The 12,998-nt window shown below is 47.5% G+C and carries 12 protein-coding genes; 11 read left to right on the forward strand and 1 reads right to left on the reverse strand.

Going from position 1 to position 12,998, the window contains the following annotated elements; genetic code table 11:
* The first annotated feature begins 334 nt into the window (after positions 1–334).
* The 5 genes from lon to Q9R36_RS15505 all read left to right on the forward strand — a co-directional run bounded on the left by lon (position 335) and on the right by Q9R36_RS15505 (position 5,788).
* Positions 335–2,671 carry an endopeptidase La gene (gene lon, locus Q9R36_RS15485; RefSeq protein WP_094766943.1) on the forward strand — a complete coding sequence of 779 codons (2,337 nt, stop codon included), beginning with the start codon at positions 335–337 and terminating at the stop codon, positions 2,669–2,671.
* Positions 2,658–3,245, forward strand: a complete 588-nt coding sequence (gene yihA, locus Q9R36_RS15490; protein ID WP_009796054.1) for a ribosome biogenesis GTP-binding protein YihA/YsxC — start codon at positions 2,658–2,660, stop codon at positions 3,243–3,245. Before lon ends, yihA begins: the two co-directional genes overlap by 14 nt.
* 265 nt (positions 3,246–3,510) lie before the next feature.
* Positions 3,511–4,293 carry a transporter substrate-binding domain-containing protein gene (locus tag Q9R36_RS15495; RefSeq protein ID WP_009796056.1) on the forward strand — a complete coding sequence of 261 codons (783 nt, stop codon included), beginning with the start codon at positions 3,511–3,513 and terminating at the stop codon, positions 4,291–4,293.
* Between the two features lie 92 nt (positions 4,294–4,385).
* Positions 4,386–5,033 carry an amino acid ABC transporter permease gene (locus Q9R36_RS15500; protein ID WP_009796057.1) on the forward strand — a complete coding sequence of 216 codons (648 nt, stop codon included), beginning with the start codon at positions 4,386–4,388 and terminating at the stop codon, positions 5,031–5,033.
* A 17-nt stretch (positions 5,034–5,050) separates the two neighbouring features.
* A complete protein-coding gene (locus tag Q9R36_RS15505; RefSeq protein WP_101550460.1) occupies positions 5,051–5,788 on the forward strand; it encodes an amino acid ABC transporter ATP-binding protein in 738 nt (245 codons plus the stop codon).
* An 89-nt stretch (positions 5,789–5,877) separates the two neighbouring features.
* On the opposite strand, the gene Q9R36_RS15510 is transcribed toward Q9R36_RS15505, so the two are convergent.
* A complete protein-coding gene (locus Q9R36_RS15510) occupies positions 5,878–6,363 on the reverse strand; it encodes a LiaI-LiaF-like domain-containing protein (RefSeq protein ID WP_101550605.1) in 486 nt (161 codons plus the stop codon).
* 259 nt (positions 6,364–6,622) lie between these two features.
* Here Q9R36_RS15510 and hemA point away from each other — a divergent pair, with 259 nt between their 5' ends.
* From hemA to hemL, 6 genes are read left to right on the forward strand one after another with little or no spacing between them, the layout of a single operon-like run.
* Positions 6,623–7,972 (forward strand): glutamyl-tRNA reductase, encoded by a 1,350-nt coding sequence (gene hemA, locus Q9R36_RS15515; RefSeq protein WP_253618082.1) that lies wholly within the window; start codon positions 6,623–6,625, stop codon positions 7,970–7,972.
* 15 nt (positions 7,973–7,987) lie between these two features.
* Positions 7,988–8,821 (forward strand): cytochrome c biogenesis protein, encoded by an 834-nt coding sequence (locus tag Q9R36_RS15520; protein WP_009796061.1) that lies wholly within the window; start codon positions 7,988–7,990, stop codon positions 8,819–8,821.
* 59 nt (positions 8,822–8,880) lie between these two features.
* Positions 8,881–9,816 carry a hydroxymethylbilane synthase gene (hemC, locus tag Q9R36_RS15525; protein ID WP_101550456.1) on the forward strand — a complete coding sequence of 312 codons (936 nt, stop codon included), beginning with the start codon at positions 8,881–8,883 and terminating at the stop codon, positions 9,814–9,816.
* Complete coding sequence (locus Q9R36_RS15530; RefSeq protein WP_009796063.1) at positions 9,813–10,592, forward strand: uroporphyrinogen-III synthase; 780 nt, start codon at positions 9,813–9,815, stop codon at positions 10,590–10,592. Before hemC ends, Q9R36_RS15530 begins: the two co-directional genes overlap by 4 nt.
* A gap of 1 nt (position 10,593) precedes the next feature.
* Positions 10,594–11,574, forward strand: coding sequence for a porphobilinogen synthase (gene hemB / locus Q9R36_RS15535; protein WP_009796064.1), 981 nt, complete (start codon positions 10,594–10,596; stop codon positions 11,572–11,574).
* Positions 11,575–11,630: 56 nt separating this feature from the next.
* A complete protein-coding gene (gene hemL / locus Q9R36_RS15540) occupies positions 11,631–12,920 on the forward strand; it encodes a glutamate-1-semialdehyde 2,1-aminomutase (protein ID WP_009796065.1) in 1,290 nt (429 codons plus the stop codon).
* Positions 12,921–12,998: the final 78 nt, after the last annotated feature.

The following is a 12,998-nucleotide window of genomic DNA, read 5'->3' on the forward strand; positions in this document are numbered from 1 at the left end:
AGATAAGGGGGATGGGGCAAGCTCCCTCCGCATCTCGCGTTGTCCAGCTGCGGGCGCTAGCCCCTCGAGTCATAAGCCGATCAGGCCAGAAGGTTAAAGAACAACCTTCCGTCCTGCTCGTCTTATGCTTGTCGGCTCTGAACAAGCCGGCTCCGCATTTCATTTAATAGACACCCACAAATAAATAAGTTAGAATTGTACAAAGGCTTGACCTGTGATATGATGCGGGTTTGGAATGATTGTTTGGTTTCTCTTTCTCATTTTTTGCGGGCTTAGTGCAAAGAATAAGGATGAGGCAGATAATATATTTGATTTGCATTTGGAGGTGCAAACTATGGCGAATAAGAAAGACATCATCGTCCCCCTCCTGCCGCTTCGGGGCTTGCTCGTCTACCCTACAATGGTCCTGCATCTGGACGTTGGACGGGAAAGATCCGTGCAGGCGCTTGAAAAAGCAATGGTAGATGACCATCTTATTTTTTTGACGACTCAAAAGGATATTTCAATAGATGAGCCGGCGGAAGATGACTTATACAAAATGGGTACTCTTACCCGTGTAAAACAAATGCTGAAGCTTCCAAACGGCACAATCCGTGTGCTGGTGGAAGGATTGAAGAGGGCAGAAATTACCGAGCTCACCGATGAGGGAGATCATTATACAGTCAGTGTTGAGACTTATGATGACAGAGAAGACAAGGATGCCGAAGACCAGGCGCTGATGAGGACGATGCTTGAGTACTTTGAACAGTACATAAAAGTATCCAAGAAGATTTCTGCAGAAACCTATTCCTCAGTATCCGATATTGAGGAACCGGGGCGCATGGCAGATATCGTCGCTTCCCATCTGCCGCTGAAGCTGAAGGAAAAGCAGGATATTCTAGAAATGATCGATGTCAAAAAAAGGCTGAATCAGGTCATAGAGATTATCCACAATGAAAAAGAGGTCCTGAATCTTGAGAAGAAGATTGGGCAGCGCGTCAAAAAAAGCATGGAAAGAACGCAGAAGGAGTATTATCTCCGTGAGCAGATGAAGGCGATTCAGAAGGAATTGGGCGATAAGGAAGGCAAAACAGGCGAAATCGCCGAGCTCAATGATAGAATCGAACAATCCGGGATGCCTGATCATGTCAAGCTTGCTGCATTAAAAGAGCTTGACCGTTATGAAAAGGTGCCTTCCAGCTCTGCTGAAAGCGCGGTAATCCGCAACTATATCGACTGGCTTGTTTCTCTGCCATGGACTGAGGCAACTGTTGATGACCTGAACATTCATAATGCAGAGCGTATCCTGAATAGGGATCATTACGGCCTTGAAAAGGTCAAGGAGCGGGTGCTGGAATATTTGGCTGTGCAAAAGCTCACCAATTCGCTGAAAGGTCCCATCCTTTGCCTGGCCGGGCCTCCGGGAGTCGGTAAGACGAGCCTTGCCAAGTCTATTGCTGCGTCGCTGAACCGCAACTTTGTCCGCGTTTCCCTTGGAGGGGTGCGGGACGAATCTGAAATCCGCGGACATAGAAGGACCTATGTCGGCGCCATGCCGGGCCGGATTATCCAGGGCATGAAAAAGGCAGAGACCATCAATCCGGTGTTCCTGCTTGATGAAATTGATAAAATGTCCAATGATTTCAGGGGAGACCCTTCATCAGCCATGCTGGAAGTTCTGGATCCTGAGCAGAACCACAATTTCAGCGATCATTATATTGAAGAAACATATGACCTGTCGAAGGTTATGTTCATTGCAACAGCGAATAATCTGGCAACCATACCGGGCCCTCTCCGCGATCGGATGGAAATTATCACGATTGCGGGCTATACGGAGCTTGAAAAGATTCATATAGCAAAGGACCATCTCCTGCCTAAGCAGATCAGCGAGCACGGGCTTTCTAAATCCCAGCTGCAGATCAGGGAGGACGGAATCCAGAAAATCGTCCGCTATTATACAAGAGAAGCAGGCGTCCGCGGGCTTGAGCGCCAGCTGGCTTCCATCTGCCGTAAGACTGCAAAGATTATTGTTTCAGGCGAGAAAAAGAAGGTCATCATTTCTGAAAAGAATATAGAAGACTTCCTTGGCAAGCCAAAGTTCAGATATGGCCAGGCAGAGGTCGAGGACCAGATCGGGGTTGCGACCGGCCTTGCTTATACAACAGTTGGCGGAGACACGCTGCAGATCGAAGTATCTTTATCTCCAGGCAAAGGCAAATTGGTCCTGACAGGCAAGCTTGGGGATGTCATGAAAGAATCTGCACAGACTGCATTCAGCTATGTCCGTTCAAAAGCGAAAGAGCTGGGCATCGAGGCAGATTTTTATGAAAAGTACGATATCCACATCCATGTGCCTGAAGGTGCCGTTCCAAAAGACGGCCCATCTGCAGGGATTACCATCACTACAGCCCTTGTTTCAGCGCTGTCGGGGAATCCGATACGCAAAGAAGTGGGGATGACAGGAGAAATAACGCTCCGCGGCCGGGTCTTGCCGATCGGCGGAGTGAAAGAAAAAACTTTAAGTGCCCATAGAGCGGGATTGACTAAAATTATCCTTCCTAAAGATAATGAAAAAGATATTGATGATATTCCAGAGAGTGTCCGCGACGAATTGGATTTTGTTCTCGTATCACATGTTGACGAAGTTCTCAAGCACGCCCTGAATGGAGTGCACAGCAATGAAAGTAAATAGTGCTGAAATCGTTATAAGTGCGGTCAAACCGGCACAATATCCTGAGGAGTCCCTGCCCGAGTTTGCCCTGGCAGGGAGATCCAATGTCGGCAAATCCTCATTTATTAACAAAATGCTTAACCGTAAGAACCTGGCGAGGACATCCTCGAAGCCAGGCAAAACCCAGACACTGAATTTCTATCTGATCAATGAAATGATGCATTTTGTCGATGTCCCGGGATATGGCTATGCCAAAGTTTCCAAAAAGGAGCGCGAAGCATGGGGTAGGATGATTGAAACCTATTTTACCTCCAGGGAGCAGCTGAAGGCAGCTGTCCTGATCGTCGACTTGCGCCATCCTCCTACCAAGGATGATATCATGATGTACGATTTCCTGAAGCACCATGGAATCCGATGCATCATCATAGCCACAAAGGCTGATAAAATTCCTAAAACAAAAAGGCAGAAGCATTTCAAAATCACGAAAGAGACTCTGGAGCTTGAACCTGGGGACGATATTGTTTTGTTCTCATCCGAGACCGGTGAAGGCAAGGATGAGGCCTGGGGGATTCTCAAGAAATATATGCAGAGCTAAAAAACGCCGATTTGGCGTTTTTTTTTTTGCAAAAACAGCTCTTTTGCTGCTGTATGGCGGCCGTTCGGGAGGAAATGGGAGAAGAGGGCAGTATATGCCCCCATTTAATAGCATTGTACAGCTGAGCCGCTGTCAGGCCAGTATGGGGGTTAATGACTGAAAATACAGCTAAATTTGAATTTTGTGGCAAAAGTAAGTGTAATGTTATGGTAATAAGGGTAATAAGCTTGAAATGAAATTCAGAAAACATTGAGGGGGAAAACAATTGAAAAAATGGATCATAGCTGTTGTAATTTTATGCTGTGCCGCTGTTCTCGGAGCATGCGGGAAAAAAGAGGCATCCTCCGGGGGGATGGAGCTTGCAGACGAAGGTAAGTTTACATATGCTGCTTCAGGTGAATTCAAGCCTTTCAGCGTGACAGAAGCGGATGGGACCATGACCGGCTTTGATATTGAAGTCGGAGAAGCAGTGGCCAAGGAGCTGGGCCTTGAACCGGTTCAGAAGAAATTTAAGTTTGGCGGAATTGTTGAAGGCGTCAAATCAGGGCGTTTTGATGCCGCGGTAGCGAGCCACACCATCAATGAAGACAGGCTGAAGGCAGTGAATTTTTCCATTCCTTATTATTATTCAGGACCGCAGATTTTTGTCCGTCCTGACAGTTCGGCGAAAAGCCTTGATGATCTGAAGGATCTGGAGATTGCTGTATCCAAAGGTTCAACCTATGCAGACTCTGCTGAAGAGGTGACAGACAACATCATTTTTTACGACAGTGATGTAACCGCCCTCGAAGCATTGAGCAGGGGGAAGCATGATGCCGTCATCACTGACTTCATCACAGGCAAAGAGGCTATCGGTTCCGGGATGGAAATCGAAGGCAAGGAGCTGCTTGGGCGCAGTGAACAGGCAATTGCCGTAGCGAAGGACAATGAAGAGCTGCTTGATCAAATCAATGAAGCGCTTGAAAAGCTTCATGAAGATGGAACTTTGACAGAAATCAGCAAGAAGTACATCGGTGAGGACATCACAAAAGACCCTGAAAAGGAATAAGGGGAAGAAGGCGAATGTACTGCAACTTGCATTCGCCTCTTTATGTACATAAAAGAAATGCTTCATATTACAATTAAAGAGAGGAAAAGCCTATGGAACTTGCAGGAAAGTTTATAGAAACATATCCCGTATTTTTACGGGGCATGCTTCTTACCTTTGAATTGACGATTGTTTCTGTTTTTATAGCCATCTTCATCGGGCTGTTTTTTGCCTTTTTAAAAATCTCGCGAATAAAAGTTCTTGAATGGATTGCAGATATATATATATTCCTTGTAAGGGGAACGCCTTTGGTTGTCCAGATATTTATCTTCTACTTTGGGCTGACATCTCTGAATATCTCGCAGTTTCTGGCCGTTGTCCTTGGGCTCGCCTTCCATAACGGCGCTTATATAGCGGAGATTTTCAGGGGCTCGATTCAGTCCATTGAAAAAGGGCAGATGGAAGCGGGCAGGTCGCTCGGCATGTCAGCCGGGCTTGCTATGAGGCGCATCATTCTTCCGCAGGCAGTTCGAAGGGCCCTGCCGCCTCTTGGCAATCAATTCATTATAGCGCTGAAGGATTCATCCCTTGCCTCATTCATTGGCATGTACGAGCTTTTCAATGTGGCGACCACATATGGATCAAATGAGTATGACTATATGAGCTATCTTTTAATCGTGGCAGTCTATTACCTCATACTGGTGCTCGTATTCTCATTCCTGGTCAGCATTATTGAAAAGCGGATGGCAATTAGTGATTAAAGAGGAGGCAATGGCAGATGAATGAAGCAGTGATGATAAAAGTGGAGAAGCTGAACAAGTCGTTTGGGGACCTTCATGTATTGAAGGATATAGATATGACAGTGAAAGAAAGCGATGTAGTCTGTTTGATCGGGGCAAGCGGGTCAGGAAAAAGCACGCTGCTGCGATGCCTCAACTTCCTTGAAATGAAGGACAGCGGAAACATTGTCATTGAAGGGGAGAAGGTTGAGAAAGAAACGCATGACCTGAACAGGATCCGGTCAAAAGTGGGGATGGTGTTTCAGCATTTCTACCTGTTCCCCCATCGGACTGTCCTTGAGAATGTAATGGAGGCCCCGGTGTATGTAAAAAAAGTGCCAAAGGAGCAGGCCAGGAAAGAGGCAAAAGAGCTCCTGAAAAAAGTGGGGTTATCAGATAAAGAGGACGTATATCCCGCCAAGCTGTCAGGGGGGCAGAAGCAAAGGGTGGCCATTGCAAGGGCATTGGCCATGAAGCCTGATATCATGCTGTTTGACGAACCGACCTCTGCGCTTGACCCCGAGCTGGTCGGTGAAGTGCTTGCCACCATGAAGGACCTTGCGAAGGAAGGGATGACCATGATTGTCGTGACCCATGAAATGGGCTTTGCGAGAGAAGTCGCCGATTTTGCGGTATATATGCATGAAGGAAGGATTGTCGAGGTAGGCCATCCGGAGCAGCTGTTTTTGAGCCCGAAGGAAGAGCGGACAAAAAGCTTCCTGGATTCTGTGCTGTAAGGCAGTGGAGATTTTTGAATAAAGGAAGATAAAACACCCGTCCGGGTGTTTTATCTTTGTGCAAGTGTGGAATGATAGGCAGTATAAGCCTACTTTTTCTTTGATAACAGCAGGTACAGGCCTACCAGCACAAGTGCAGCCGGCCAGAATCTTAAGATGGATGATAGGCCCGGCCCTAATGGTCCTAAAATGTTTTCTGCTTTGTCATTGAATAGAAGCAGGATGCTGATGGACAGGAAAAGCAGCCCCTGGACAAAGCCTGCCCCCGTCTTTTGGGCTCTGAGCAGGAACCCGAGGGCGATGATCAGGATGAAGGTGCCGATATGGTCAGGCCACACTTCGAGCCGGCTTACAATATGGAAGTGCAATCCAAACCCTGCCAGGATGACGCCGGGAAGGATCGCTTCATATTCTTTGGCTCCGTATCCCTGGAATAGAAAAGCAATACCGACGATCAATAATAGTGTCGGCCAGGAATAGAAATCCTGGAATAATTGTACGTTTGAGCGCTGCATCAGGAAATAGGCACCGAAGCCTATAAGGATGATTCCTGGGAAAATCCGCTGGTTTTTCATTTTTACACCACTTCCAGTAAGGTTCACTTGAATCCCGGCTTTATTTTTGGTACTGTACATAAGTAAGCCTTTTTGTCGATATATGTAATTTGGGCCAAGGCTTTCTGCTCCTGCAGGCTTCTTTTGAGCCATGCAGCAAGAGCACCTTTCAATCATTTATATTACCATATGAGTTCATTATCTGTTCACAATTTTACACGAAAAAAATGTTATAATTATAGTATTGAATGACGTACTTAGCTGGGGGTGCAAACACTTTATGCATATTATTGTAGCAGGTCTTAATTATAAAACTGCCCCTGTCGAAATCCGCGAGCGTTTGACATTCAATCCGGACTCTCTGGGGGATGCCATGACGGCATTGAACAGCAAAAAGAGCATCCTGGAAAATGTTATCCTCTCTACTTGCAACCGCACTGAAATTTACGCAGTGGTCGATCAGCTTCACACCGGCCGCTATTATATAAAAGAATTTTTGTCTGAGTGGTTTGATATGGCCCATGAAGAATTCTCTCCGTATCTGTTTGTTTACGAACAGGACGGTGCTGTAGAGCATCTGTTTAAAGTTGCCTGCGGTTTGGACTCCATGGTTCTTGGCGAAACACAGATTCTTGGACAAGTGCGTACTAGCTTCCTGGCTTCACAGGAAAAGCAGGCGACAGGCACTGTATTTAATCAGCTTTTCAAGCAGGCTGTCACATTGGCGAAGAAGGCCCATTCTGAAACTGAAATTGGCGCAAATGCGGTTTCGGTCAGTTATGCTGCCGTCGAGCTGGCTAAAAAGATATTCGGATCTCTTGACCGGAAGCATGTCCTTGTCCTTGGAGCAGGGAAAATGGGAGAGCTGGCCATTCAGAACCTGCATGCCAATGGGGCAAGCAAGGTGACTGTCATCAACCGCACATTTGAAAAGGCCCAGGATCTGGCGAGCCGCTTCCACGGTGAAGCCAAGACCCTCCAGGAGCTGCAGTGCGCTTTAATGGAAGCTGATATCCTGATCAGCTCTACAGGTGCAAAGGAATTCGTCATTACGAAAGAGATGATGGTCCATGTAGAGAAGATGCGCAAAGGCAAACCGCTCTTTATGGTGGATATTGCCGTGCCACGCGATCTTGATCCAAAGCTTTCTGAGCTGGACAGCGTATTCCTTTATGATATTGACGATCTGGAAGGCATTGTAGAAGCCAATCTCCAGGAACGCAAAAAAGCGGCAGCAGCTATCATGATGCTGATTGAAGGCGAGATTGTGGAATTCAAGCAGTGGCTCAACCTCCTTGGGGTTGTTCCGGTCATTTCCGCCCTGCGTGAGAAAGCTTTGGCCATCCAGTCCGAAACCATGAACAGCATTGAAAGAAAACTGCCTCATCTCAGTGAGCGCGACAAAAAAGTGCTGAACAAACACACGAAGAGCATCATCAACCAGATGCTGAAAGACCCAATCCTGCAGGCCAAGGAAATGGCTGCACAGGCTGATGCCGATAAAGCGCTGGATTTATTTGTGAAAATCTTCAATATAGAAGACCTTGTTGCAGAACATGATGATGAAGTGAAGGCAGCAGAACCAATGCGGGCAGCAGTGAAGCCGGCCGTGCCTTCTTTTCAGTCATAAGCGGGGTTCTGGGCAATGTTTGACATCTATATGACAAGGCTGCATGAGTTAACAGTCGTTCTGTATGCTTTATGCGTGCTTTTATACTTCATCGACTTTCTTCACAATAACCGGAAGGCCAACAGGGTTGCCTTCTGGTTACTTGCATTTGTGTGGATTCTGCAGACTGTTTTTCTGTTTTTGTACATGAAAAATACAGGGCGTTTTCCGGTGCTGACTATATTTGAAGGGCTATATTTTTATGCCTGGGTGCTTATCACTCTTTCGCTCGGAATCAACCGCCTTCTGAGAGTGGATTTTATCGTCTTTTTCACTAATGTGCTCGGCTTTGTCATCATGGCCATCCACACCTTTGCACCCGTTCAGTACGAATCTGAAGTCATGGCCCAGCAGCTCGTCTCGGAATTGCTCCTGATCCACATAACAGTCGCAATCCTTTCATATGGCGCCTTTTCACTGTCATTTGTCTTCTCTTTGCTGTATCTTATTCAGTATGACCTGCTAAAGAGGAAAAAATGGGGATCCAGGCTCCTGAGAATTGCAGATTTGTCAAAGCTTGAGCATATGTCGTATGTATTAAATGTAATCGGTGTACCGATGCTGATTATAAGCCTGATCCTCGGGACGCAATGGGCTTATATCAAGGTACCAGATATGCATTGGTATGATGCGAAAGTCATTGGCTCATTCATCGTGCTTGGCGTATACAGCGTATACCTGTATGTGAGGGTGGCAAGGGGCTTTTCAGGCAAATCGCTGGCCCTGTGGAATCTCGCATCCTTTTTAATTGTACTTATTAACTTTTTCCTGTTTGGAAGGCTTTCATCCTTCCACTTCTGGAGCTCATAATAATGATTTATATCAGGGGGCTTGGCAAAAGCCTTGCCCCCTATACATAGGAGGCTGTCATGAGAAAAATTATAGTCGGTTCTAGGCGCAGCAAGCTTGCATTAACACAGACCAACTGGGTGATGGACCAGTTGAAGAAGATAGACGATTCTTTCGAGTTTGAAGTGAAAGAAATCGTGACAAAAGGAGATCAGATCCTTGATGTGACCTTATCCAAGGTTGGCGGAAAAGGCTTATTTGTAAAAGAAATCGAGCAGGCTATGCTTGATGAAGAAATCGACATGGCAGTCCACAGCATGAAGGATATGCCCGCTGTCCTGCCGGAAGGCCTTGTGATAGGCTCTATTCCTGAAAGGGAGGATCACCGTGATGCATTGATTTCAAAAGGGCATCAGACACTGGATCAGCTTAAGCCGGGAGCGGTTGTCGGCACAAGCAGCCTGCGAAGAGGCGCACAGCTGCTTGCAAAGCGCCCGGATCTTGAAATCAAATGGATCAGGGGCAATATTGATACGAGGCTCGCAAAGCTTGAAACAGAGGAGTATGATGCAATCATTCTCGCTGCAGCCGGTCTGTCAAGAATGGGATGGACAACTGATACTGTTTCGGAATTCCTTGAGCCGGAAGTCTGCCTGCCGGCCGTTGGCCAGGGGGCATTGTCCATTGAGTGCCGCGAGAGCGATAAGGAGCTGCTTGAGCTGCTGAGTAAGTTCACTTGCGGGACAACAAACCAGACAGTCCGTGCCGAGCGTGCATTCCTTCATAAAATGGAGGGCGGATGCCAGGTTCCGATTGCAGGATATGCTGTGCTGAATGAGCAGGATGAAATTGAGCTTACAGGTCTTGTAGCTTCACCGGACGGAAAAACGATTTATAAAGAAAAAGTGACTGGAGCTGATCCTGTAGAAGTGGGCCTGAGAACTGCGGAAAAGCTGATTGAAAAAGGCGCCAAAAAGCTTATTGATGATGTAAAAAAGGAGCTTGACGGAGAATGACCGGGGAGAGCCTTCCCCTTGCAGGCAAAAAAGTGCTTGTACCCAGGGGGAAGGATCAGGCCGGACCTTTTTCTGAGCTGATCCGCAGCTATGGCGGCATACCAGTGGAAATACCGCTGCTTGCTTTCAGGCCGGCAGAGGTAACAGAAGAAATCCTTCATGCTGTCAGGGAGCTTCCTACATACGATTGGGTCATTTTTACCAGCAAAAATGCCCTTGAAACTTTTATATCCTTTGCCGGCAGAAATGCCGTTTTTCCCAAGATTGCGGCCATTGGCACAAAAACAGAGAGGGCCGCAGAGGAGTCAGGGCTTGCTGTCAGCTTTACTCCGGAGGAATTTGCTGCAGAAGGATTTATTGATGAGTTCCTTCCCTTTGTCGAAAAAGGCATGAAGGTGCTGATCCCCAAAGGGAATAAAGCAAGAAGCTATATTGCAGACGAGCTTAAAAGGGCAGGGGCAGAGCCGCAGGAAATCATTATATATGAAACCGGATTTCCTGAAGATAGCGGAGAAAAGCTCGCAGTCATGCTGAAAAATGGATCGTTGGATGTGCTGGCCTTCACCAGCCCGTCGACTGTAGAGCATTTTATGGAGATTGTCCGCAAGACGGGTGCTGAAGCAGCTATCAAAGGCTGCCTTGTGGCCTGCATCGGCCCTGTTACTCAGAAAAGAGCGGAAGAACTGGGGCTTGGTGTCCATGTGGTCCCTGCCGGATATACGATTGAAGATTTGGCAAAAAGCATAGCAGCTGAATTGAATCAGAGGAGGAAATGAAATGGATATGCAGTTCAAAAGATACCGCCGTTTACGGCAGACAGCCAGTATGAGAGCGCTTGTAAGGGAAAATCATCTTCGTATTGAAGACTTGATTTATCCGATATTCGCCGCAGAAGGAGAAAATATTAAAAGGGAAATCCCTTCTATGCCTGGCCAGTATAACCTTTCCCTTGACCGCATTGAGGAAGAAATGGAAGAGGTTGTATCATTAGGGATCAAATCAGTCCTCTTATTCGGAATTCCGCTCGAAAAAGACGAATGCGGCCAGCAGGCTTATCACGATCACGGGATTGTCCAGGAGGCAACGAGACTGATCAAGTCCAAATTTCCTGAGGTGGTCATCATCGCCGATACCTGCCTGTGCGAATATACAAGCCATGGGCATTGCGGGCTGATAGAGGATGGAAAAGTCCTGAACGACGCGTCCCTTGAGCTCCTTGTCCAGACTGCAGTCAGCCAGGCGAAAGCAGGCGCTGATATCATCGCCCCTTCCAATATGATGGATGGATTTGTTGCAGCCATCAGGGCCGGACTGGATGAGGCAGGCTTCCAGGATGTGCCGGTCATGTCTTACGCAGTCAAATATTCTTCAGCATTCTACGGCCCATTCCGTGATGCAGCCGGCAGCACGCCTCAATTTGGCGACCGGAAAGCTTATCAGATGGACCCTGCCAACCGCATGGAGGCACTCAGGGAAGCAGAAGCTGATCTTGCAGAAGGTGCAGACTTCCTGATTGTAAAGCCTGGAATGCCTTATCTGGATATTGTAAGAGACGTGAAAAATGCAGTGAACCTGCCAATGGTCATCTATAATGTGAGCGGCGAATATTCAATGGTGAAAGCGGCAGCGCAAAATGGCTGGATTGACGAGAAAAACATTGTAATGGAGATGCTGACCGGGATGAAGCGTGCCGGTTCAGATTTAATCATCACCTACCATGCCAAAGATGCTGCAAGATGGATTAAAGAACAGCAGTAATGCCAGTAAAGCCATCCTATTCTTGAATGATTAAAAAGAAGAAAAGAGGGAAAAGCATGCGTTCTTATACTAAATCGGCCGAAGCCTATAATGAAGCGAAATCGCTGATGCCAGGCGGCGTCAACAGCCCAGTCCGTGCCTTTAAATCGGTCAATATGGATCCGATCTTCATGGAGCGGGGAAAAGGCTCGAAGATCTATGATATTGACGGCAATGAATATATCGATTATGTGCTTTCCTGGGGGCCGTTAATCCTTGGGCACACGAATGACAGGGTAGTGGAAGGGATCAAGAAAATCGCGGAACTTGGCACAAGCTTCGGCGCTCCGACCATTGCCGAAAATGAGCTGGCCAAGCTTGTGATTGAGCGGGTGCCGTCCATCGAGATCGTCAGGATGGTTTCTTCAGGTACAGAGGCGACAATGAGCGCCCTGCGCCTTGCCCGCGGATATACAGGGCGCAACAAAATCCTTAAATTTGAAGGCTGCTACCATGGCCATGGCGATTCCCTCCTGATCAAAGCAGGCTCAGGTGTTGCCACACTCGGCCTTCCCGACAGCCCGGGGGTGCCTGAAGGCGTTGCGAAGAACACAATTACTGTGCCTTACAATGATATGGAAAGTGTAAAATATGCTTTTGAGCAATTCGGCGAAGATATTGCCGGGGTCATCGTAGAACCTGTTGCCGGCAATATGGGGGTTGTCCCTCCTCTTCCAGGATTCCTTGAAGCATTAAGGGACATAACGAGTGAATATGGGACGCTCCTGATTTTTGACGAAGTCATGACAGGCTTCCGTGTCGGCTATCATTGCGCTCAAGGCTATTACGGCGTTACCCCTGACATTACCTGCCTCGGCAAAGTAATCGGCGGCGGCCTGCCTGTAGGCGCCTATGGCGGCAAAGCGGAAATCATGGAGAGAATCGCCCCGAGCGGCCCGATCTATCAGGCAGGAACACTTTCAGGCAATCCGCTGGCCATGACTGCCGGATACGAAACGCTGAGCCAGCTCACTCCTGAATCGTACAAAGAATTCGAACGGAAGGCTGACAGGCTGGAAGAAGGCCTTTATGCAGCAGCGAAGAAGCATGATATCCCGCTGACGGTCAACCGTGCAGGTTCAATGATCGGTTTCTTCTTTACAAACGAAGAAGTCATCAATTATGAAAAAGCGAAAACCTCCAACCTGGACTATTTTGCTTCTTATTACCGTGAAATGGCGAATGAAGGAGTCTTCCTGCCTCCATCGCAATTCGAGGGATTATTTTTATCAACCGCCCATACGGATGAAGATATTGAAAAAACATTGAACGCAGCCGAGCTTGCATTTTCCAAGCTGAAAGGCTGATGGAAGCAGGCCGGTTAACTCCGGCCTGTTTTTTGTGTGTGTCCTTATACACGAATCCCCCCTCATTGCCTCATTAAT

This window comes from Bacillus sp. AG4(2022), from assembly GCF_031844465.1.
GTDB classification, from domain to species: domain Bacteria; phylum Bacillota; class Bacilli; order Bacillales; family Cytobacillaceae; genus Bacillus_AB; species Bacillus_AB infantis.